Source organism: Halocynthiibacter sp. SDUM655004 (assembly GCF_026015885.1).
Taxonomy (GTDB): Bacteria; Pseudomonadota; Alphaproteobacteria; order Rhodobacterales; family Rhodobacteraceae; genus Falsihalocynthiibacter; species Falsihalocynthiibacter halioticoli.
Genome location: NZ_JAPDUG010000002.1, coordinates 811,467 through 833,920, shown reverse-complemented (window position 1 = coordinate 833,920; position 22,454 = coordinate 811,467). Strand labels below are relative to the sequence as shown.

Sequence of the window (22,454 nt, the reverse complement as noted above, 5' to 3'; positions counted from 1 at the left end):
TTTAATTGAAGAATGCCTGTAGCGCGGCTTCGAATTCACGCGGTTTTTCTGCATGAAGCCAATGGGCCGCTCCTGGAATTTTCGCAAATTTTGCATTCGGGAACAGCGATTTAATTTTTGGGCGATGCTCTGGCTGAACATAATCAGAGTTCGCGCCCGATAGGAAAAGAGTCGGCTTGTCATACTGGCCTGTCACATCGGGAAAGCCGACAATCTTTTCCATTTCGGCCTCCAGAACATCCAAATTCAAACGCCAGCGCTTTTCCTTTACATCGAGAGACTGAAGCAGGAAGGCTCGAACACCCGCATCCTCGATTTGCGATGCAAGCTGCCCATCGGCTTCGCTACGCCGCTCAATGGCTGACAAGTCGAGCGATTTCATTGCGTGAACCAGCGGTGTTTGCGTATGTGAATAGCCAACTGGCGCGATGTCAGCGACAAGTAAGCGATTGACTAGATCAGGCTGCTGCAATGCCAGAACCATCGCGGCTTTGCCGCCCATGGAGTGACCGATGACGTCGACATTGCCTTGGATGCTTTCCAACACTTCCGCGAGGTCATCCGCCATATCTGCATAGCTTTGCGTTTCCGCGCGTGGGCTTTCTCCGTGATTGCGCATATCAACCGTATAAACCATACGTGTGGCCGACATGCGCTTTGCTACAACATTCCAGTTGCGAGCAGAGCCAAACAAGCCATGGACAATTAGCAACGACGGGAGGTTCGTCTGAGAACCTTGGGAAACAACTCTAAGCATGTTGCTCATGTAACCTGTATAGAGTTTGTGTGCCACCCGCTTGAGCCGAATCTGTTTGCGCCGTATCGTGGCGCGCGGAGTATTTTATGAAAATCGTTTCAGTAGATAGTTATGCCGACGACGTCGCGGCACTGCTTACCAAACAGCTTTCTGTAAAGGGTAAGTCACTAGAGAAAAGGATTAAGCGTAGCGGGCGGTTGCTTCCGGGCTATGTCCGCAAGGACGCGCAGTACATCGTTGAATCCCAGAAGCTTTCACAGCATCCAAAACTTGCGCGGATGCTTGACGAGAAGAAATTGGCAAAGTCCCACAAGACCTGCGTGAGCTATCTTAAGTCGGTCAATCCGAGCGAGCGGCGCAAAGGGCTGTTCATGTCGATCTTGGGTAGTGTTTCCTTTGCAATTTTTGTGAGTGGCGCGCTTTTCATCGCGTTTCTTGTCTGGCGCGATCTGGTTTAGCAACGAAAAAGGGCCCCGCAAAGCGGAGCCCCTTGAAGCTTTGTCCTAAGACTTAAAGATTCGGGTAGATCGGGAACTTGGCACAGAGGTCAGCGACCTTTGCCTTAACTGCTTCCTCAACTTCCGCGTTGCCTTCAGGGCCATTGGTTGCAAGACCGTCAACGACCTCAACAATCATATCGGCAATTTGGCGGAACTCTTCTTCGCCAAATCCACGTGTGGTGCCCGCAGGGGTACCAAGGCGGATACCGGATGTCACAAACGGCTTTTCGGGGTCAAACGGAATACCGTTTTTGTTGGTCGTGATGTTCGCACGTCCGAGCGCTTTTTCAGTCGCGTTGCCCTTCACGCCTTTGGGGCGCAAATCAACGAGCATCACGTGTGTGTCCGTACCGCCAGTTACGATATCAAGGCCACCTTTCATCAGCTGATCAGCCAACGTAACAGCATTGGCGCGGACCTGCTTTTGATAGGTTTTGAACTCTGGACGCAGGGCTTCGCCGAAGGCAACGGCCTTGCCGGCGATCACATGCATGAGCGGGCCACCCTGAATGCCAGGGAAGATCGCAGAGTTGACTTTTTTGGCGATATCTTCGTTGTTGGTCAGGATCATGCCGCCGCGCGGACCGCGAAGAGTTTTGTGGGTTGTTGTTGTCACAACATCGGCATGCGGGAAGGGCGATGGGTGTTCACCAGCAGCAACAAGACCAGCGAAATGCGCCATATCGACCATGAGGTATGCGCCCACGGAATCGGCGATTTCACGGAACTTTGCAAAGTCGATCTGACGAGGGATTGCAGAACCACCGGCAATGATCAGCTTGGGCTTATGCTCGTTTGCAAGCTCTTGGATCGCGTCATAGTCGATCTGGCTGTCTTGTTTGCGCACCCCGTATTGAACGGCGTTGAACCATTTGCCCGATTGGTTTGGCGCGGCACCGTGGGTGAGGTGGCCACCGGATGCGAGGTTCATGCCAAGAATTGTGTCGCCCGGCTTGATGAGCGCGTTAAAGGCACCTTGGTTCGCTTGTGAGCCAGAGTTGGGCTGAACGTTTGCGAACTCACAGCCGAAAAGCTCTTTCGCACGGGAAATCGCGAGATCTTCGGCAATATCCACATACTGACAACCACCATAGTAGCGCTTGCCCGGATATCCCTCGGCGTATTTGTTGGTCAGCACAGTACCCTGCGCTTCCATAACGGCGGCGGAAACGATGTTCTCGCTGGCGATCAGCTCGATCTCGTCTCGTTGGCGTCCGAGCTCTTGCCGTGTAACGGCAAAAATTTCCGGATCACGGCTTTCAAGGCTTTCTGTGAAAAAGCCGTTATCGCTTGTGGTGGCGGTCATCGGGGTCTCCCTGTCGCGAAAAATGATGTGGCCTTTTACCCAAAGCGTGCCGTTCGCAAAAGCCCGATTTGATTGCATTCCATGACTTTTTGCGCATGGATCATGAAATTCCGTTATGGTTTATTTCCAATCGGGCCTTGTGTTTCCGATTGGCTCGGGCAAACTGTTGGAAAGGCAAGGATAAGGCAGGCTATGACCGCGCGGTTTCACTTCAGGGCAAGCAATAGCGAGATCGCGCAATTTGCGCTGAAACGGCTTGAGGATTTGCACGGAAATGCCGAAGCCGATTTGGCTGAGGTGATTGTCGCGCTTGGTGGGGATGGCTTTATGCTGCAAACGCTCCACGGAACGCAGCATCTTGATACCCCCGTCTACGGCATGAATTGCGGCACTATCGGTTTCCTGATGAACGAATTTTCGGAAGAGGAACTTGAAGAGCGGCTCGACGCGGCAGAAGAAGAAATCCTCAACCCGCTCGCCATGCACGCCGTTAGCGCGGACGGCAGCACCCATGATGAGCTTGCCATTAACGAGGTCTCTCTGCTGCGTGCGGGGCCGCAAGCCGCGAAGCTACAGATCACGGTGGATGATAAAGTCCGGATGCCAGAGCTTTTCTGTGACGGCGCGCTTCTGTCTACGCCAGCAGGCTCAACAGCTTATAACTATTCTGCGCATGGGCCGATCTTGCCGATTGGTGCGGATGTACTTGCGCTTACGGCGATGTCTGCGTTCCGACCACGGCGCTGGCGCGGGGCGTTGCTGCCGAAAATGGCTAAGGTTCGCTTTGATGTGCTAGAGCCAGAAAAACGCCCTGTAATGGTTGCCGCAGATAGCCGTTCGGAAAAGAATGTTCTGTCTGTTGAAATTCGAAGCGAGCCTAGCATCGCGCACCGGATTTTGTTTGATCCAGGCCACGGTCTGGAAGAGCGCCTAATCCGAGAACAATTCGTTTAGGGCACGTGGGAAGGCAGCAATTGCCGCCTTCCTGATTACGCTTAGGCTGCTGAAGGAAATCCGATTTCGCCAAGGGCTTCTCGGATTTCATCAAGGATAGCAGGGTCATCAATCGTCGCAGGCGCTTTGAAATCCTCGCCGTCCGCGATCTTGACCATTGTTCCGCGCAGGATTTTGCCTGACCGCGTTTTGGGGAGCCGATCTACTACAAGAACCAGTTTGAATGCCGCAACGGGGCCAATTTTTTCGCGCACCAGTTTGACGATTTCGGCTTTGATTTCGTCATGTGGCCGCTCAAGCCCTGCGTTGAGACAGACAAACCCGAGCGGAACTTGCCCCTTGAGAGAGTCTTTCGGCCCAATCACCGCGCATTCTGCAACATCTGGGTGACTTGCCAAAACCTCTTCCATAGCGCCTGTTGAAAGCCGATGGCCTGCCACATTGATCACGTCATCGGTGCGCGCCATGATGTAGACATATCCGTCCTCATCTATGTAACCCGCATCGCCCGTTTCGTAGTAACCGGGGAAGTGCGAGAGATAGCTTTTTACAAATCGCTCCTCGGCATTCCAGAGGTTGGGAAGTGTGCCCGGCGGCAATGGTAGTTTGATCGCAATCGCGCCGAGCTCTCCGGCGGGAAGTGGATGTCCGCCTTCATCTAGTGCTTCGACTTGATAACCGGGTAGGGCAACGGAGGGCGAACCGAGCTTGACGGGCAGTTCCTCAATGCCCAGCGGGTTTGCAGCAATGGCCCAGCCAGTTTCAGTCTGCCACCAGTGGTCGATCACCGGAACGTTAAGCTTTTCCTGCGCCCAAACAATCGTGTCTGGGTCTGCGCGCTCTCCCGCGAGATACACCGCCTTGAGCGACGACATATCGTATTTCTTGACAAAATCTCCGTTAGGATCCTCGCGTTTGACGGCGCGAAACGCTGTGGGCGCCGTAAAGAAGCTCTTTACATTATGTTCCGAAATTACGCGCCAGAATGTGCCGGCATCGGGTGTGCCGATGGGCTTTCCTTCAAACACAATAGAAGTATTGCCGTGGATTAATGGCCCATAGCAAATATAGCTGTGCCCAACGACCCAGCCAACATCAGACGCCGCCCAAAAGACCGCGCCCGGGTCGACGTTATAGACGTTCTTCATGCTCCAATTCAGCGCAACGAGATGCCCGCCAGTAGAGCGGATTACGCCTTTTGGTGCGCCTGTGGTGCCTGATGTATATAGGATATACGCGGGGTGATCGCCCGAAACAGGCACGCATTCAGCAGGCTCAACACCGTATTGAAATCCGTGCCAGTTAAAATCGCGCCCTTCGACAAGTTCGGCAACCTCTTGTTCCCGCTGAAAAATAACGCAGAAGTCGGGCTTGTGTGTAGCAAGGTCAATCGCGCCATCAAGCAGCGGTTTGTAATGCACAACACGTCCGGGTTCCAATCCACACGAAGCTGCGATAATCGCTTTTGGCTTTGCGTCGTCAATCCGCACTGCGAGTTCATTTGAGGCAAAGCCGCCGAAAACAACCGAGTGAACGGCTCCAAGCCGCGCACAGGCGAGCATGGCCTCAATTGCTTCAGGGATCATCGGCATATAGATGACAACGCGGTCACCTTTCTCAACGCCTTTGGCTCGTAGCGCACCAGCAAGATTGGCAACGCGATTGCGAAGCTCGACATAGCTAATTTCGCGTTTTGTGTGGGTTATCGGGCTGTCATAGATCAGTGCGGTCTGCTCGCCGCGGCCATTTTCAACGTGCCGATCAACGGCATTGTAACACGCGTTGACTTGTCCGTCTTTAAACCATTCGTAAAGAGGCGCGCGTTCGTCAAACAGCGCCTTTGATGGGGGGGTGACCCAATCAATACCCTGTGCGGCGTCCATCCAGAATTTTTCGGGGTCTTGTTTCCACGCGTCATAAACCTGGGAATAACCCATGGTTCGTCCTCCTCAGAATCGCGCTCTCGTGAGGTAAGTCATAGCGGGGCAAGAGAATTGCGGCAAGAGGCACGCCTGCGCCCGATTGCCGCCCTTCTAGCCGTAGTATTCAACAGGCGTCCCGGCGATCGCGCTCATGTTCAAAAGGCCACGTGCCGTAATGGAAGGCGTGACGATATGCGCGCGGTTGCCCATACCCATCAAGATAGGCCCAACTTCTAGGCCATTTGCTTTCATTTTCAATACGTTGCGAACGCCAGAGGCCGCGTCGGTATTGGCAAACACAAGGATATTCGCGGCGCCTTCAAGGCGGCAATCCGGGAAGATACGCGAGCGAAGTTCAGGATCGAGAGCGGAATCGATGTGCATTTCGCCTTCGTAGATGAAATCACGTGGCTCGCTGTCGAGTATCTCAAGTGCAGCGCGGGAACGGCGCCCTGTATCGCAATCAAGGTTGCCGAACTGCGAGTAGCTACAAATCGCAATTCGTGGCTCAACACCAAAGCGGCGCACGTGGCGGGCCGCTCCAACAACACTCTCGGCTATTTGTGCTGGAGTGGGTTCGGGGTGAACGTGGGTGTCGGCAATAAATAGCGGTCCGTCCTCAAGGATCATCATCGAGAGTGCACCAACAGGGTGCAGCCCTGCGCGGCCATCTTCGCGTGGCCCTGTCCCAAGGATGTTTTGGACATAGTTCAGATGCCATAGGTACTGGCCAAAAGTGCCGCAAATCAGGCTGTCTGCATCCCCGCGTGCAACGGCCACAGCCGCAATCGCTGTGGTGTTCGTGCGCATGATTGCTTTGGCAAGATCTGGTGAAACACCTTTTCGGGCCATCAACTGGTGATACGTACCCCAATAGTCCCGATAGCGCGGGTCGTTTTCTGGGTTTACGAGATCGAAATCGCGGCCTGGTCGAATAGAGAGACCGGCGCGTTCGCACCGCATTTCGATAACTTCGGGGCGTCCGATCAGGATCGGTTTGTCCGTTGTTTCTTCAAGCATTGCGCTAGCGGTGCGCAAAACGCGTTCGTCTTCTCCCTCGGCAAATACAATCTTGCGCTCGGCGGTTGCCGCAGCTTCGAAAACCGGGCGCATGATGAGCGCCGATTTAAAGACCGAACCATCAAGATTTGCCTTATACGCCTTGAGGTCTTCGATTGGGCGCTTGGCAACGCCACTTTTCATTGCAGCTTTTACAACTGCGCTGGCAACAACACCCATAAGGCGCGGATCGAACGGTTTAGGGATGAGATAGTCTGCGCCAAATGTCATTTGCTCGCCTTTATAGGCGGCAGCGGCTTCTGCGCTCGTGGTTGCACGGGCTAGGGCGGCGATCCCTTCGATACAGGCAAGCTGCATCTCGTCGTTGATCTCTGTTGCGCCAGCATCTAGCGCGCCTCGGAAGATAAACGGGAAACAGAGAACATTGTTCACCTGATTAGGGTAGTCGCTGCGACCGGTGGCGATAATCGCATCGGGAGCCACTTCTCGGACCAATTCCGGCAGGATTTCTGGTGTCGGGTTCGCAAGGGCGAAGATGATTGGCTTTTCCGCCATCTTGGAAACCATTTCGGGCTTCAGAACGCCTGGCCCTGACAAGCCAAGGAACAAGTCTGCGCCATCGATGACATCATCAAGAGTTCGCAAATCGCTGTCTTGGGCGAATTCCGCTTTCTGCGGAGTCATTTCGCTCTCGCGGCCCTTGTAGACGAGGCCGTCGATATCACAGAGCCAAACGTTTTCGCGTTTGATGCCAAGCTTGAGAAGCATGTTCAAACACGCGATCCCCGCCGCTCCGCCACCGGTCGAGACAACTTTGATGTCTTCGAATTTTTTGCCAGCCACACGAAGCGCGTTTGTTGCGGCGGCCCCCACAACAATCGCCGTTCCGTGCTGATCATCGTGGAACACAGGGATATTCATCCGTTCGCGACAGATTTTCTCCACGATAAAGCAGTCTGGCGCTTTGATGTCCTCAAGATTGATCGCTCCAAACGTCGGGCCAAGTGCGCAAACGATATCTGCAAGCTTTTCCGGGTCTGTTTCATCAACTTCGATGTCAAAGCAGTCGATATTGGCGAATTTCTTGAAAAGAACCGCTTTGCCTTCCATCACAGGTTTGGAAGCCAACGCGCCGATGTTGCCAAGTCCAAGAACAGCAGAACCGTTGCTGACCACCGCCACAAGATTGCCGCGTGAAGTGTATCGACTGGCTGTCGAGGCATCGGATTTGATCTCTAAGCAGGCTTCGGCAACCCCGGGACTATAGGCGCGCGAAAGGTCACGTCCGTTAGCGAGGGGCTTGGTTGCGCGCACTTCGAGTTTCCCCGGTTTGGGGTACTCGTGGTAGTATAGCGCAGCTTGGCGGTTCGAGTCGTTTACTGTGTCATTCATGGTGGGCCTCCATGTATAGTTTAGCGTTAAACTATTTCGCGACATGCCTAACGCATTGCCTTGCGTTGCGTCAATACGGGCTATCAAGAAACACTTTATTGCCGATCGGTAACACTTGCATCATTCAGCAGGGCAAGGCAAAGTTGACCGATAGGTAAAAAATGGGGGCTCATATGTCTTTGCTAGATGCCGCAACCGAAATCCGAGAGCGCGCATATGCGCCCTATTCAAATTTCAAAGTAGGTGCTGCGATCCGCGCAACCTCTGGCAATGTGTATCAGGGCTGCAATGTCGAGAACGTGGCTTATCCTGAGGGAACTTGCGCGGAAGCGGGCGCTATCGCAGCGATGATTGCTGCGGGTGATAGTGAAATCGAAGAGGTCGTTGTGATCGCGGATTCGCCTTTGCCCGTTAGCCCGTGTGGCGGGTGCCGGCAAAAATTGTCCGAGTTTGGCAAAGGCGACGTCAAGGTCACGATGACAACGCTCGAAGGAAACGCTCAAACTATGACGCTGGCAGAGCTGTTGCCCGGTGTGTTCACGCAGGCGCACATGGATAACTCCTGATGGATGCGCGCGCCGTCATTGCGGAGTTGCGGCAGGGGGAAACGCCTTCACGCGAAGACCTGCGCGACTTTGCCAATGGGCTTGCTAGCGGAGATATTTCTGACGCGCAGGCAGGTGCATTCGCGATGGCCGTTTGTCTCAATGGACTTGGCGAAGAGGGGCGGGTTGCGCTCACCGAAGCTATGCGCGACAGCGGCGAAATACTGAATTGGGATGTGCCCGGGCCGGTGGTGGATAAGCATTCAACCGGTGGCGTTGGTGATTGTGTCTCATTACTGCTCGCTCCGGCATTGGCCTCTTGTGGTGTCTATATTCCGATGATTTCCGGTCGTGGCCTTGGCCATACAGGCGGCACATTGGATAAGCTTGAGGCGATCCCGGGTGTGTCCACTGAGGTTGGAAAACAAGAGTTTCGCGAGATTGTCGAGGATATCGGCTTTGCCATTGTAAGTGCGAGCGCTGATATCGCACCCGCAGACAAACGCCTCTATGCGGTGCGGGATGTAACGGCAACTGTTGAAAGCGTTGATCTCATAACTGCTTCGATCCTCTCAAAGAAACTTGCAAGTGGCCTTGAGGCCTTGGTTCTTGATATCAAATGTGGCTCTGGCGCGTTTATGGAAACGGTCGAAGACGCTCGAGCGCTTGCGCAATCCTTGGTGAATACGGGTAATGGTGCGGGCTGCAAAACTGCGGGCCTCATAACTGATATGAATCAACCTTTGGCAAGCAGTCTCGGCAACGCGCTTGAAATTATGGAGATCATAAAAGCCCTAACGGAGCCACACCAAACACCGCTCCAAGATCTTACTGTTGAATTGGGCGGAACGCTTCTCGCTTTGAGTGGGCAGGCCGACACAGAGGCGAAGGGTCAAACGATGATCCGCCAATCGATCGAGGGCGGGCATGCGGCCGAAGGGTTTGGCAAAATGATCGTCCGAATGGGCGGCCCAAAAGATTTCATTGAACGCTGGCGCGATCGGCTACCGGCGGCGCGTTTTGTCATTGATATTCCAGCGCGAGAGAATGGCCGCGTAATTGCAATCGACGGGCAGGCCTTGGGGCAGGCTGTTGTTCATCTTGGCGGTGGAAGGCTGGTTGGCGGCGCTCGGATTGATCCCTCTGTTGGTTTGTCTCATGTTATTCGCCTTGGTGCTGTGGTTCAGCAGGGAGACGTTTTAGCGCGTGTTCATGCAGCCAACGAGGTTGATGCGCGGATTGCGGTAAAGTCGGTCACGGATGCAATCCAGATCGGCAACGCTACACCTGAGCAAAGACCGCTAGTAATAGAAAGGGTGACGTGATGGCTCGTGCATTTCTGGTTGTTCTGGATTCCGTTGGATGCGGCGGCGCACCTGATGCTGCTCAGTTTGGCGACGAAGGCGCAAACACGCTGTTTCACATTGCGCAGGCTTGTGCCGAGGGTCGTGCAGAGGAGGGGCGCAGCGGACCGCTGAAATTGCCAAACCTTGATGCGCTCGGTCTTGGAGATGCGATTACTTTAGCATCGGGTGAGAAAGCCCCTGGCCTTACAGGCGGAAGAGAGGGGCGCTGGGCGGCCGCAACTGAAGTTTCTATCGGCAAAGATACGCCATCGGGTCATTGGGAATTGTCTGGTTTGCCAGTGCCGTGGGATTGGCACTATTTTCCAGAGGAGAACACCTTTGACGATGAACTTCTGGAACTGGTGTGTAAATCGGCGCAAGTTTCTGGAACGCTCGGAAACTGCCATGCATCAGGAACGGCAATCATCGAGAAGCACGGTGCTGAACATGTCAAAACAGGGTGGCCGATTTGCTATACCTCCGCAGACAGCGTGTTTCAGATAGCCGCGCATGAAGAAAGCTTCGGGCTGCAAAAATTGCTCGATCTCTGTGAAACGCTCGCGCCAATTCTTCACGAAATGAAAGTTGGACGTGTAATTGCACGGCCTTTTGTCGGCTCTGTGGAAGACGGGTTCACGCGCACAACTAACCGCAAGGACTACGCAATCCTGCCACCAGCGCCCGCGCTGTGTGATTGGGTTCAAGGTGCAGGGCGTAAGGTCTATGCGGTTGGCAAGATTGGTGACATTTTCTCTATGCGTGGCATAGATGAGGTCCGCAAAGGCGCGGATGAAAAGTTGATGCAGCACCTTGCAGATTATGCCGCAAGCGCAGAGGACGGCAGCCTGATTTTTGCGAACTTCGTGGAATTTGACAGCTTGTATGGCCACCGCCGCGATGTCTCTGGGTATGCCAGAGCGCTTGAATGGTTTGACTCTGCTCTCCCAGCATTCTACGCGAACCTCAAAGAAGATGATCTTGTGATTTTCACCGCTGATCACGGCAATGACCCCACATGGCATGGAACCGATCATACGCGTGAGCGCGTTCCAGTTCTCATAAAGGGCGCTGGAACAGGTGAGATCGGGATTTGCCAATTTACGGATGTTGCCGCCACAATCGCTGCACATCTAGACGTGCCTTCGCAGGGGCCGGGAAAGAATTTGCTATGAGCATACTAGAGCTACCAAAAGTCGAGCTTCATCTTCATCTGGAGGGCGCAGCTCCCCCCACATTTATTCGCGGCTTAGCGCAAGAAAAAGGCGTGCCGCTTGAAGGCGTTTTTGATGACGACGGCCACTATCAATACAAGGATTTTTGGGATTTCCTGAAAGTCTATGAAGCCGCAACCGCCTGCCTGCAAACACCGCAGGATTTCGCGCGCCTTACCACGGCCGTTCTCGAGGAGTGTGCCGCGAACGGAGTCGTTTATGCCGAAACGTTCCTCGCGCCGGACTTCTGCGGTGGCGGAGATGTGGCCGCGTGGAAAGAGTATCTGCACGCAATTCAGGAAGCTGCGGATGCCGCCGAGCGCGATCTTGGTGTAACTCTGCGGGGTATCGTAACCGCGGTTCGGCACTTTGGCGCCGACCAATCTCGCAAAACCGCCCTCTGCGCAGCAGAGACCGCAGGCGATTGGGTTGTTGGTTTTGGCATGGGCGGAGACGAGAAATACGGAGAGCCCAAGGATTATGCTTATGCCTTTGATATGGCGAGAGAAGCCAAGTTGCAGCTCACGTCGCACGCGGGCGAATGGAATGGACCGGACGAAGTTCGCGCGTCCATCCGCGACCTTGGCATCAAGCGAGTTGGTCATGGCGTAAGAGCGATAGAAGACGCAGACCTGATCCGCGAGATCAAAGACAAGGGTGTTGCGCTTGAAGTTTGCCCTGGTTCTAACGTCGCGCTGGGCGTCTATTCATCGTGGGATAAGCATCCGATTGATCTGTTGCGCAAATCAGGTGTCACAGTCTCTGTTTCCACAGATGATCCACCCTTCTTTCACACAACGATGAAAAACGAATATGATATGCTCAACAAAACATTCGGTTGGGACGAAAGCATTTTCCGTGAATTGAACAAAAGCGCGATCTCCTCGGCGTTCTGCTCCGAAGAAACGCGAAGTGAAATCGAAAAGAAATTGGAGGCCGCATGAGCCAGCATCTCACAGTCGTCGAACACCCCCTCGTGCAACATAAGCTGACGCTCATGCGCGAAGAGAAAACCTCGACCGCAGTATTCCGCCAGTTGCTCCGCGAAATCAGCCAGTTGCTTGCCTATGAGGTGACCAGCGGGCTGGCGATGACCACCAAAACGATCACAACGCCGATGCAAGACATGGAGGCACCAGTTCTTGACGGGAAGAAGCTGGCGCTTATTTCGATCCTGCGTGCGGGCAACGGATTGCTTGATGGGGTTCTGGAGCTCATCCCTTCCGCGCGTGTGGGGTTTGTTGGCCTCTATCGTGATGAAGAAACGCTCGAACCGGTTCAGTATTATTTCAAGGTTCCGACAGAGCTTGAAGATCGGCTTGTCATCGCCGTAGATCCGATGCTTGCCACTGGTAACTCCTCGGTGGCTGCGATTGATCTGCTAAAGAAAGCGGGCGCCAAAAACATTCGCTTCTTGTGTCTTCTGGCCGCGCCGGAGGGCGTGGAGCGCATGAAAGAAGCGCATCCTGATGTCCCGATTGTCACGGCGTCTCTGGACGAACGCCTGAACGATAAAGGCTATATCGTTCCTGGCTTGGGGGATGCTGGTGATCGGATGTTCGGCACTAAATAGGGCGTTAACCCTGACAGATTTCCTGCAGCGCGACCCATTCTCCGTCGCTTAGGATCGGTACGTAAGCCGTCATCGCGACTGGGTCCGCTTCAATCAAGTGCAAGGTTGTTTCGCCAGAGATATCAAGCGCATAGGCATAAGGCGTTGCTGGGATGTTGGCCGTACGGAACCGATCCAGCAACGGTTCGATGTGCGGCTCTTCCATCGGAAGTGTGAGGAGCGTCTCGGAGTAGTCTGTGAGCGCTTCAACGGGTATCTGACCGGAAGTCAGGAAGCGCGCGGTGCTCGTGACACCAGCGTCTGAAAACAACGCTACGAGCGGATCGTCTTGAGCGGCACGCTGTTGTTCCGCGATAATATATCCCGCGACGACGTTCGGGTCTTCGGTGTCTTCAACGAGGCTGCTGTTCAAGAGGATAAATCCGCCGGGTAGGTGCTTTGTCGTCGCGACGCCGGAACGTACAACAATAAGTCGTTCGGTTTCTATTCCGAGACGGGCTGCTATTTGTGCCAAGGCCCGATTTGCTTCGGGTTGCGAACATAGAGGCCCCGTAACGCGACGGATTTGCGTGAGAAGGCTTTCTCCGATCTCTGCACGTTTGATTTCCGGCGTTATGCGCGCTGCATACCCGACCAACGCCTGCGGAAGCCAAAACACGCTGAGCGCAATGACGGCGGTAAGTGAGGCGACCGTCAGAATTAACCGCAACCGCCCAGGCTGCGAGCGGCGCCGATCAATGGCGCGCTTCACACGTTCAATCGCGGTAACAACAAGCTCTTCGTCGATCTCAAGCGTTTCATCGCCGTCGGCGCTCGGGGAAAAGACAGCAGGGTGTTCACCAGGATTCAGTCTGACAATCGCAGGAAGCGACCAGTGCGCCAATGGTGTGTCTGCGTTTCCAGTTAGAACGAGCGTGGTGTCCCCAACGCTCACAATGACGCGCCTAAGTTGGGCATCGGGCGTTTCGCGCCACAGCCCTTCTGTTTCCAACCGTTCGTACTCGGAAAGTGCGGTCATTAATTTACTGCTCGGTTCTTATGAATATGAAGTGAGATTAGCGGAGCAGCCCTTCCGCAACAAGAACCAGTTCACACATGCGCCAAACGACAATTGTGGTCACGAAACTTAAGATCAAGTTTACCCAACGTCAGGCTTTGCCACATTTGCTCAAAAACTTGGGTCAACCTACCGAAAAGGACAGGTCTTCTCATACAGATTCGCTCCAAATTGGCTCTTTCGGATAGAGTGCACCTGCCTAAAAGGACATGTCCGGACGGATAACGAACGAAATTCCACAAAATTTTCACCCAAAAAAGCCCGCTAAATGAACGAAAAATGTGCATTTTTTCCATTTCTCGGAGTCAATAACTCCTGTCTGCTCCTTTTGTCTTCTCACGGGAAACTCTGACAAATTTTTGCCCAAATCTCGACGCGATCTGAACGAAAGAATCAATCTAATTGGTTAAGTCGACGGCAAAAGCTGCCCGCACACAGCAGCAACGCCCGATGTAACGAAAACGGAGAACCCGAATGCTCGGACTTGGAAACGCAGTAATGAACAGAGTTAGGAAGGCTGCTGGTGCAGTTTCCGGCGCTCGTGATGCTGATCTGTGTTCCGTCAATAATCCGGGGATAATGTCAGGCACCAAAGTTGCGACGAGCCGGGGATGGAGCCCAGTTCAGAATATCACTGTTGGTGACAAGGTTCTGACGTTTGATGGTGGTTTGCAGGAAGTGCTTGCAATTACCCGCCAGAAATTCTCCGCTGATGAAAACTCATTCTTGTTGCGCGTTCCGGCAGAGGCGCTTGGCAACCGAGAAGAGATTTTTCTACTGCCATCGCAACATGTGATGGTCGAAAGCGATACAGCCGAAAATCTGTATGGCGACCCGTTCGTTTTGTTGCCCGCCTTGGCTCTCGAAGGCATTCGTGGCATCGAACGGTCCGCTCCGGAGCTTTGCCCCGAAGTGGTAACCTTGGAATTTGCGCGTGACGAAGTGGTTTTTGCCAATGTCGGCGCATTGTTTTTTTGCCCCAAAAGGCAAAAAGTGGACATCGTTCAGGTGGCAGGTGCAGATCAGCCTGCCTACGAGGCCCTGCCCATGTCTGAAGCCAAGAAATTGGCAAGTGCAATTGCTATGGAAGACGCCGCGGACCTGGTTGATGGGGGCCGTTTCGCCGCTTGAGCGCTCTATAGCGATTTGATCTATTTAAGAACGGCGCGTTGATGCAGGGCAACGCGCCGTTTCTTCGTTTTTAAGCGGCTTTCTGGGAGCCGAAACGGCCATAGAATGTTTCGCCGTTTTTCGCCATTTCGCGCAGGAGTGCTGGTGTTGTGAAGCGATCGCCGTGCTTTTCGGTAAGTGCATCACAAATCTCAACAGCGCGTTCAGCGCCAATGATATCGAGCCAGCTAAACGGACCACCGGACCAAGGCGCAAAGCCCCAGCCTAGGATTGCGCCAACGTCGCCCTCGCGAATATCCATCAACACATTCTCCTCAAGCGCGCGAACGGCCTCAAGCACCTGTGTCATCAAAAGGCGATGTTGGACTTCGGTGAGTTCCGGCTGGGTTTCCGCATGCGGGTGTTTCTCGGCAAGCCCTTCCCAGAATCCTTGGCGTTTGCCTTTTTCGTCGTAGTTGTAGAACCCAGCCTTGGCTTTGCGGCCAAGTCGGCCCTCGTCAGCAAGCCAGAACAGCAAGTCTGAGGATGCGTGGTCGGTATAGTCATCACCCATTGCTGCCATCGTAGCCTTGGCAATTTTTACGCCGAGGTCGATCGATGTTTCATCTGCAAGTTGGAGCGGGCCAAGTGGCATGCCAACCAGCTTCGCGGCATTCTCAACCAGCGCCGGTGCAACACCTTCCGAAACCATCCGAATACCTTCGTTGAGGTAAGGGATAATGCAACGGTTAGCATAGAAGAACCGCGCGTCGTTCACGACGATTGGTGTCTTGCGGATTTGACGCGTGTAGTCGAGCGCTTTCGCAACTGCGCGATCACCGGTTTTTGCCCCTTTGATGATCTCAACCAACAGCATTTTCTCGACTGGAGAGAAGAAGTGGATGCCGATAAAGCGATCTTGCGCCTTGCTGGCTTTGGCCAATTCGGTGATCGGCAGGGTAGACGTGTTGGTTGCGAAAATGCAGTCCTCAGAGATCACAGCTTCGACCTTTGCTGTCACGTCTGCCTTAACCTTTGTATCTTCGAAAACGGCTTCAATAATCAGATCACAGTCAGCAAGCGCGTTGTAGTCCGTGGTTGCTGTGATGCGCGATAGAAGGGCTTCTTTCTGCTCTTCTGTGGCTTTGCGACGGGAAATGCCTTTGTCCATGTAGGTTTCGGAATAGGCTTTGCCACGATCCGCAGCGGATTGGTCCTGGTCGAGCAAGACAACTTCGATCCCTGCCTTGGCAGATACAAGCGCAATCCCTGCGCCCATCATGCCAGCACCAAGGACGCCAACTTTCTTCACACGCTGGTCCGCCACATCTGCAGGGCGTACCGCACCTTTTTCGAGCGCTTCTTTGTTGACGAAAAGGCTGCGGATCATTGCGCTGGAGCTTGGGTTCATCAGAACCGAAGTAAACCAGCGAGCCTCGATCTTGAGGGCGGTATCAAACGGAACCAATGCACCTTCGTAAACAGCAGAGAGTAGAGCCTTGGCTGCTGGGTAAACGCCTTTGGTTTTGCTGTTTACCATGGCGGATGCACCAACGAACGTCATAAAGCCCGCAGGGTGGTAGGGCGCGCCACCTGGCATTTTGTATCCTTTGGCATCCCATGGTTTGAGAATATCGGCATCAGTCGCCGAAAGAACCCACGCTTTGGCTTTCTCAAGCAATTCATCTGCAGGAACAACCTCGTCGATAATTCCGCCTGCTTTGGCCTTCTGCGGATCAGAGAGCTTGCCTTCGAGGAGGAAGGGGCTTGCCGCCATCGCGCCGAGCTTGCGGGCAAGGCGTGTTGTACCGCCCGCACCAGGAAAGATACCGACCATGATTTCCGGCAAGCCAATTTTGGCCTTTGGATTGTCGGCCGCGAAAATGCGGTGGCACGAAAGAGGTAGTTCAAGACCGATGCCAAGTGCGGTGCCGGGGAGGGCTGCAGCGATTGGTTTGCCGCCTTTGTTTGTTTTCGGGTCCATGCCGGCGCGCTCGATTTTGCGCAGCACTTTGTGCATGTTCATTAGGCCGTCAAACAGGCCCTTGGCTGGATTGTCGCCGGCGTTGTCCTTCATGGATGCGATCACGTTGAGGTCCATGCCGCCTGCGAAGTCTGGCTTGCCCGAAGTGATAACGATACCTTTCACGGCGTCATCAGCAAGGGCTGCGTCTACGGCCTCGTCAAGTTCTTTGAACCCTTCGAGGTTCAATACGTTCATGGATTTTTCCGGAACGTCCCATGTGATGACGGCAACGCCGTCTTTGTCGGTTTTTGATGTGAAATCAGTCATTTATAGTCTCCCAAATCTGTGGAGTAGATCGGTGTTACGTGCGTTAGATATCGTCGGGCAGAGGGCTGCCGTCTTTGCGGGTGAAGCTGTTTTGGCCGTTCTTCCGCGTGTATTTCATGTCGATATCCGCGTAGAAGGCGGTTTCTTCGGGGGCAGATGTACCAACAACAAGAAAGCGGGCTTCGGAGCCGGAGCGGTTGATGAAGCAATGCCCATTTGGGACGTTGGCGGGAAATGCGGCACAGTCACCTGCGCCCATCTCGGTTTCGCCTTCGTCCGTGACAAGCTGCACCACCCCTTCGGTTACCATTACGAATTCATCCTCGTTTACATGCCAATGGCGTAGCGAGGATTTCGCGCCCGGTTGAAGGATAATGAGGTTTGCGCCGAATTGTGTGAGGCCACCCGCCGCGCCAATCCGCAGCGAGGAGCGCCCCTTCATTTCGTCCGCATACCGACCGGGATAGATAGAGCCTGCGCGCTCTGAAATGTTATCAAGGTCAATTTTGCTCATAGTATCCTCCCGTTGTTGACTTTGCTCCCGCTTACATCCGCTCAATGATTGTGGCCGCGCCCATACCAGAGGCGATACAGAGCGTTGCAAGACCAACTTCTTTGTCCTGACGCTCAAGCTCGTCGAGCAGGGTGCCGATGATAATCGCGCCGGTCGCACCGAGCGGGTGACCCATCGCGATTGAGCCGCCATTCGGGTTCACCACGGATGGATCAACGTCGAACCGTTGCATGAAGCGCAGAACCACAGATGCAAAAGCTTCGTTCACTTCGAAGAGGTCAATGTCACTGATGTCCATGCCATTGTCGGCAAGGATTTTCTCGGTCACAGGGACTGGGCCGGTGAGCATAATGGTCGGATCGGTGCCGATTTTCGCAGTCGCGCGGATACGCGCGCGCGGCTTGAGGCCGTATTTCTCGCCGAATTCCTTGTTGCCGATCAGCACAGCGGCTGCACCATCTACAATACCGGAGGAGTTCCCTGCGTGGTGGATGTGGTTAATCCGCTCAAGGTGCGGGTATTTCATCAGCGCGACGTTATCAAAGCCGGGCATTACTTCGCCCATTGCCTGAAAACTTGCGTTGAGCGCGCCCAGAGCCTGCATATCGGTACCAGGGCGCATGTACTCATCGTGGTCAAGAATGGTTAGGCCATTCTGGTCTTTTATCTCGACGATCGACTTTGCGAAGCGCTTGTCTTCCCACGCTTCGGCAGCGCGGCGCTGACTTTCAACGGCAAGCGCGTCGGCCTGATCACGGGTGAAGCCGTATTCTGTCGCGATGATGTCCGCCGAAATGCCTTGCGGCACAAAATAGGTATTCATTGCAACAGACGGATCAACGGCAATTGCCGCACCGTCGCTGCCCATTGCAACACGGCCCATCATCTCAACACCACCGGCGACATAGGCCATGCCTGAGCCACCTTTGATTTGGTTGGCCGCGAGATTCACGGCCTCCATGCCCGAGGCACAGAAGCGGTTGATCGAAAGGCCAGGAACCTGTTCGTCAAAATCGCTTGCCAAGACAGCAGTCCGCGCAAGACAGCCGCCTTGCTCTTTTACTTGGGTAACGTTGCCCCAGATCACATCTTCGATGGCTTTCGTATCAAGATCGTTCCGCTCTTTGACAGCGTTCAGAACCTGAGCCGAAAGGCGCACCGATGTAACCTCGTGCAAAGAGCCGTCCTTGCGGCCTTTGCCCCGCGGCGATCGCACTGCGTCATAGATATATGCTTCGGTCATGGGTTTGTCCTTTTCTTAGGCACGATCTGCCGGCGAACCGGGCATTAGATCGTAAGGGATTTTGTAGCCGGGCAGCGCCTCGATACGAGCGAGCCAGGTGTCAATGTTTGGCCAATCCGAGCGGGTAAAACCGAACGGCTCGGGATAGAAGAGATAGCTACAGCAGCTCAAGTCAGCAGCTGTGATTTCGTCGCCAACCAGCCAGTCTTTGCCTTCAAGGGCTGATTCCAACGTTTTCAACGCGGCTTGGGTGCGGCCGGTTAGGAACGCGATCACCTCAGGGTTGCGCTTCTCTTCTGGTAGGAAGTTCATCATGAAACGCAGCGGGCCAAGCTGCGCACTAAGTTTATGGTTGTCCCATAGAACCCAGCGGAGAACTTCGCGTTTCTCTTCGGGCGTCTTGCCGCCGAATTTTCCTGTTTTTTCTGTTATATAATCAATGATGACGCCGGATTGAGAAAGCGAGAGATCGCCATCCACGATTGCGGGGCACTCCCCCATTGCATTGATTTTGAGGTATTCTGGGCTGCGCGCCTCTCCGTTGAAAAAATCAACGTATTTCGGCTCCCATTCTAGGCCAGACAACTCGAGTGCGAGTGCCGCTTTATAGGAGTGTCCGCTTTCACCGAAACAATAGAGTTGGATGGTCATTTTTTCTTATCCTTTAGTCATATGTCGTCGAGGCAACCTAACGCTTCCGCGCGTCAAGCTCCGAGTTGAACAGCCGCAGCCGATGCGTCAGGTTGTCCTCGTCGATGACCGAGGTGAAATTCTCGAACAAGAAGCTCAGTGCCTCGCCTTCGTCTAATCCAGCCTCCGCTGCGAACCTTTTGAGGCGGCGATAACCATCCTCGGTCATTGCGCAGGGAAAGCGACGTGTCAGGCGAAAGCGTTTGGGCATGAGATCCTCCGAAAATTTCGGTCTAAAACTCCTCTGCGTCCAAAGCCATGACCGGATCTCCACCGGTTTCAATGCGGGCAAGGTGCAGACGAGTGGCGGGCAGTTGCCGCGCCATGTAGTAGCGACCGGTTGCGATTTTCGCAGTGTAGAACTCTTTGTTGGAAGCGCCACCCTCAAGTGCGTCATGCGCAGCCTTTGCCATACGCGCCCACATCAGGCCGAGGCAAACATGGCCGAACATATGCATGAAGTCATAAGACCCAGAGAGCGCATCATTCGGGTTCTTCATCCCGTTTTGCATAAAGAACATGCCAGCGGCTTGAAGGTCTTTGGACGCTTGCTTGAGTTGCGGGATGAAATCATCCTTAAGGGCGGGGTGCTCGGCATTTTCCTTGAGGAAAGCTTTCACCATTTCAAAGAAGGCCATGACATGCTTGCCGCCATCTGTCGCGAGTTTACGGCCCACAAGGTCAAGCGCCTGAACGCCGTTTGCACCTTCGTAGATCATGGTGATCCGCGCATCGCGGGCAAACTGAGACATGCCCCATTCTTCGATATAGCCATGGCCGCCATAGACTTGTTGTGCGTTTACAGCATTCTCAAAGCCCTTATCGGTGAGGAACCCTTTGATCACAGGGATCATCAGGCTTACGAGGCCTTCGGCGTCTTTGTCGTTAAGCTTGTGCCCTTGGTCGATGAGAGATGAACCCCAAAGAACAAATGCGCGTGCGCCTTCAACAAAAGACTTCTGGTCCATCAAGTTGCGGCGGATGTCTGGGTGTACGATCAGTGGATCAGCAGGGCCATCCGGATTTTTCGTTCCAGTCACGTCGCGGCCCTGCAAACGGTCCTTCGCATAAGCAAGCGCATTTTCATAAGCGACTGCGGCTTGTGCATAGCCTTGGAGCCCAACGCCAAGTCGTGCTTCGTTCATCATGGTGAACATTGCGCGCATACCTTTGTGCATGTCGCCAAGCAGGTATCCGGTTGCGCCGTCGTAATCCATCACACAGGTCGAGTTGCCGTGGATGCCCATTTTCTCTTCGATTTTACCAACCGAGAGGCTGTTACGATCGCCAAGCGAGCCATCCTCGTTCACGATGAATTTCGGTACGATAAAGAGCGAGATGCCTTTAACACCTTCGGGGCCACCAGGGATTTTGGCCAGAACGAGATGAATGATGTTCTCACTCATGTCGTGGTCACCTGCCGAGATAAAGATTTTTTGGCCAGTGATCTTGTAGCTGCCGTCGTCCTGTGGCTCTGCTTTGGTGCGCATGAGACCCAGATCGGTGCCGCAATGTGGCTCTGTCAGGTTCATCGTGCCGGTCCAGTCGCAGCTCACCATCTTGGGCAAGTAGGTTTGTTTCTGCTCGTCTGTACCGTGTGCGTGGATCGCAGAATATGCGCCGTGTGTCAGGCCAGCGTACATGTTAAACGCCATGTTCGAGGAAACGAAGATTTCACCCACTGCTGTGCCGAGGATATAAGGCATGCCTTGGCCGCCATATTCCGGATCGCAATCAAGCGCGGTCCAACCGCCTTCCTTGAGTTGTTCGAAAGCTTCTTTGAAGCCGGTCGGCGTATACACAACACCGTTTTCAAGACGGCAGCCTTCAGTGTCACCAACTGCATTCAGCGGTGCAAGCACATCGCTTGCGATTTTGCCCGCTTCTTCAAGCACGGCGTTGGTGAGGTCTGATTCAAGCTCGTCATACCCCGGGATGTTGCTTTCGCTGACTTTGAGAACTTCGTGGAGGACAAAGTTCATATCCTGGATTGGGGCTGTGTATGTGGGCATTTCGTAGTCTCCCTTATTCGGCGGCGTGCCGTTTAAGCTCTGCGAGGCGCTCTTCGCCCCACTTTAGTTGCTGCCGTAAATCTTCGATTGCACCGGTAAGCTCGTCGCGTTGGCTGATCATGTCAGCAAGGCGCTCCTGAGCGAGTTCGTATGTGCGGTTTAGCTGGGTAAATTGCTGATCCCCCATGTCGTACAAATCAAGCAACTGGCGGATGTCTTCGAGGCTGAATCCAAAGCGTTTGCCTTGCAAGATCAGCTTGAGGCGGGCGCGATCACGCTTGGTGAACAAGCGGCGTTGCCCTTCTCGGATCGGAAACAACAGTTCCTTGGCTTCGTAGAATCGCAATGTGCGTGGGGTCACATCAAAGGCGTCACACATTTCGCGAATGGTCATCACTTTAGACATTGTGGTGCTCTCCTTTTTGAATACGAATTGAGTGTGTTTGCCTTCCTGCTACTTTACAAGGAAAGTTGACGTTGACGTAAACGGAACGCTGCGTCATTTTCAAGTTGACGAAAGGTCAAGAAAGGTGACGCTAGGTCATACGCAATAAAAGTTCGCGAAATTTGGGCGTAGGCTGGCAGTGGACGCGGCGAAAACTGCTACTTTATGATCTTGGCAGCGTCCTCGCGGAGCTTTTCAAGGTCTTCGATCGACTCAGCCAGCTCGTCCATCTGCTTACGCAGTTCAACGAGTTGCCGATCTGCCATGTCGATCCATGCTTCAAGCTGCGGGCGCGTGCCCTTTTCTTCGTAGATCTGCAGCCATTGCCGGATTTCTTCAAGACTGAAGCCAAAACGTCGGCCGCGAAGAATAAGAACCATCCGCGCAACTTCGCGTGGCGTGTAGAAACGGCTGCGGCCCTCTTTTTCTGGCTGCAGCAATTCAATGTACTCGTAATACCGCAGGGTTCGCGGCGTGACATCGAATTTCGCGCACATCTCTTTAAAACTGAGGCGTGTTTCTGACATATTGGTTCTCCTGATTTGGAGCTTATGCATATCTGCG

General features: G+C 54.0%; 21 protein-coding genes. 8 read left to right on the top strand and 13 right to left on the bottom strand.

Going from position 1 to position 22,454, the window contains the following annotated elements; genetic code table 11:
- Position 1 precedes the first annotated feature (1 nt).
- A complete protein-coding gene (locus tag N9C89_RS11665; protein ID WP_263954055.1) occupies positions 2-757 on the bottom strand; it encodes an alpha/beta fold hydrolase in 756 nt (251 codons plus the stop codon).
- A gap of 86 nt (positions 758-843) precedes the next feature.
- Between N9C89_RS11665 and N9C89_RS11660 the strand changes: the two genes are divergently transcribed.
- Positions 844-1,215 (top strand): hypothetical protein, encoded by a 372-nt coding sequence (locus N9C89_RS11660; protein ID WP_263954054.1) that lies wholly within the window; start codon positions 844-846, stop codon positions 1,213-1,215.
- Between the two features lie 52 nt (positions 1,216-1,267).
- On the opposite strand, the gene glyA is transcribed toward N9C89_RS11660, so the two are convergent.
- Complete coding sequence (glyA, locus tag N9C89_RS11655; RefSeq protein WP_263954053.1) at positions 1,268-2,563, bottom strand: serine hydroxymethyltransferase; 1,296 nt, start codon at positions 2,561-2,563, stop codon at positions 1,268-1,270.
- Positions 2,564-2,755: 192 nt separating this feature from the next.
- On the opposite strand from glyA, the gene N9C89_RS11650 reads away from it, so the two are divergent.
- On the top strand, positions 2,756-3,517 hold the full coding sequence (locus N9C89_RS11650; protein ID WP_263954052.1) for an NAD kinase: 762 nt from the start codon (positions 2,756-2,758) through the stop codon (positions 3,515-3,517).
- A 41-nt stretch (positions 3,518-3,558) separates the two neighbouring features.
- Here the strand turns inward: N9C89_RS11650 and prpE are convergent, their stop codons facing one another.
- The gene (gene prpE, locus N9C89_RS11645) at positions 3,559-5,454 is read right to left on the bottom strand and encodes a propionate-CoA ligase PrpE (RefSeq protein WP_263954051.1); all 1,896 of its coding nucleotides are present in this window, start codon (positions 5,452-5,454) and stop codon (positions 3,559-3,561) included.
- 96 nt (positions 5,455-5,550) lie between these two features.
- The gene (locus N9C89_RS11640; RefSeq protein ID WP_263954050.1) at positions 5,551-7,851 is read right to left on the bottom strand and encodes an NADP-dependent malic enzyme; all 2,301 of its coding nucleotides are present in this window, start codon (positions 7,849-7,851) and stop codon (positions 5,551-5,553) included.
- Between the two features lie 173 nt (positions 7,852-8,024).
- On the opposite strand from N9C89_RS11640, the gene N9C89_RS11635 reads away from it, so the two are divergent.
- The 5 genes from N9C89_RS11635 to upp are packed head-to-tail and all read left to right on the top strand — an operon-like array spanning position 8,025 to position 12,526.
- The gene (locus tag N9C89_RS11635; protein ID WP_263954048.1) at positions 8,025-8,417 is read left to right on the top strand and encodes a cytidine deaminase; all 393 of its coding nucleotides are present in this window, start codon (positions 8,025-8,027) and stop codon (positions 8,415-8,417) included.
- Positions 8,417-9,721 carry a thymidine phosphorylase gene (locus N9C89_RS11630; protein ID WP_263954047.1) on the top strand — a complete coding sequence of 435 codons (1,305 nt, stop codon included), beginning with the start codon at positions 8,417-8,419 and terminating at the stop codon, positions 9,719-9,721. Before N9C89_RS11635 ends, N9C89_RS11630 begins: the two co-directional genes overlap by 1 nt.
- A complete protein-coding gene (locus tag N9C89_RS11625; RefSeq protein WP_263954046.1) occupies positions 9,721-10,914 on the top strand; it encodes a phosphopentomutase in 1,194 nt (397 codons plus the stop codon). The genes N9C89_RS11630 and N9C89_RS11625 overlap by 1 nt, the downstream gene beginning before the upstream one ends.
- Complete coding sequence (locus tag N9C89_RS11620) at positions 10,911-11,897, top strand: adenosine deaminase (RefSeq protein WP_263954045.1); 987 nt, start codon at positions 10,911-10,913, stop codon at positions 11,895-11,897. The genes N9C89_RS11625 and N9C89_RS11620 overlap by 4 nt, the downstream gene beginning before the upstream one ends.
- On the top strand, positions 11,894-12,526 hold the full coding sequence (gene upp, locus N9C89_RS11615; RefSeq protein WP_263954044.1) for a uracil phosphoribosyltransferase: 633 nt from the start codon (positions 11,894-11,896) through the stop codon (positions 12,524-12,526). Before N9C89_RS11620 ends, upp begins: the two co-directional genes overlap by 4 nt.
- A gap of 4 nt (positions 12,527-12,530) precedes the next feature.
- Here the strand turns inward: upp and N9C89_RS11610 are convergent, their stop codons facing one another.
- The gene (locus N9C89_RS11610) at positions 12,531-13,544 is read right to left on the bottom strand and encodes a hypothetical protein (RefSeq protein WP_263954042.1); all 1,014 of its coding nucleotides are present in this window, start codon (positions 13,542-13,544) and stop codon (positions 12,531-12,533) included.
- Between the two features lie 537 nt (positions 13,545-14,081).
- Between N9C89_RS11610 and N9C89_RS11605 the strand changes: the two genes are divergently transcribed.
- Positions 14,082-14,714, top strand: a complete 633-nt coding sequence (locus tag N9C89_RS11605; protein ID WP_263954040.1) for a Hint domain-containing protein — start codon at positions 14,082-14,084, stop codon at positions 14,712-14,714.
- 70 nt (positions 14,715-14,784) lie between these two features.
- On the opposite strand, the gene N9C89_RS11600 is transcribed toward N9C89_RS11605, so the two are convergent.
- From N9C89_RS11600 to N9C89_RS11565, 8 genes are all read right to left on the bottom strand, one after another.
- The gene (locus N9C89_RS11600) at positions 14,785-16,986 is read right to left on the bottom strand and encodes a 3-hydroxyacyl-CoA dehydrogenase NAD-binding domain-containing protein (protein WP_263954039.1); all 2,202 of its coding nucleotides are present in this window, start codon (positions 16,984-16,986) and stop codon (positions 14,785-14,787) included.
- A 43-nt stretch (positions 16,987-17,029) separates the two neighbouring features.
- Positions 17,030-17,500 (bottom strand): cupin domain-containing protein, encoded by a 471-nt coding sequence (locus N9C89_RS11595; RefSeq protein ID WP_263954037.1) that lies wholly within the window; start codon positions 17,498-17,500, stop codon positions 17,030-17,032.
- 31 nt (positions 17,501-17,531) lie between these two features.
- Positions 17,532-18,743 (bottom strand): acetyl-CoA C-acetyltransferase, encoded by a 1,212-nt coding sequence (locus N9C89_RS11590; protein ID WP_263954036.1) that lies wholly within the window; start codon positions 18,741-18,743, stop codon positions 17,532-17,534.
- Positions 18,744-18,758: 15 nt separating this feature from the next.
- Positions 18,759-19,394 carry a glutathione S-transferase family protein gene (locus N9C89_RS11585; RefSeq protein WP_263954035.1) on the bottom strand — a complete coding sequence of 212 codons (636 nt, stop codon included), beginning with the start codon at positions 19,392-19,394 and terminating at the stop codon, positions 18,759-18,761.
- A 37-nt stretch (positions 19,395-19,431) separates the two neighbouring features.
- On the bottom strand, positions 19,432-19,644 hold the full coding sequence (locus N9C89_RS11580; RefSeq protein ID WP_263954034.1) for a hypothetical protein: 213 nt from the start codon (positions 19,642-19,644) through the stop codon (positions 19,432-19,434).
- A gap of 22 nt (positions 19,645-19,666) precedes the next feature.
- On the bottom strand, positions 19,667-21,445 hold the full coding sequence (locus N9C89_RS11575) for an acyl-CoA dehydrogenase C-terminal domain-containing protein (RefSeq protein WP_263954033.1): 1,779 nt from the start codon (positions 21,443-21,445) through the stop codon (positions 19,667-19,669).
- Between the two features lie 13 nt (positions 21,446-21,458).
- The gene (locus N9C89_RS11570; protein WP_263954032.1) at positions 21,459-21,851 is read right to left on the bottom strand and encodes a MerR family transcriptional regulator; all 393 of its coding nucleotides are present in this window, start codon (positions 21,849-21,851) and stop codon (positions 21,459-21,461) included.
- 197 nt (positions 21,852-22,048) lie between these two features.
- Complete coding sequence (locus tag N9C89_RS11565) at positions 22,049-22,417, bottom strand: MerR family transcriptional regulator (protein ID WP_263954031.1); 369 nt, start codon at positions 22,415-22,417, stop codon at positions 22,049-22,051.
- Positions 22,418-22,454: the final 37 nt, after the last annotated feature.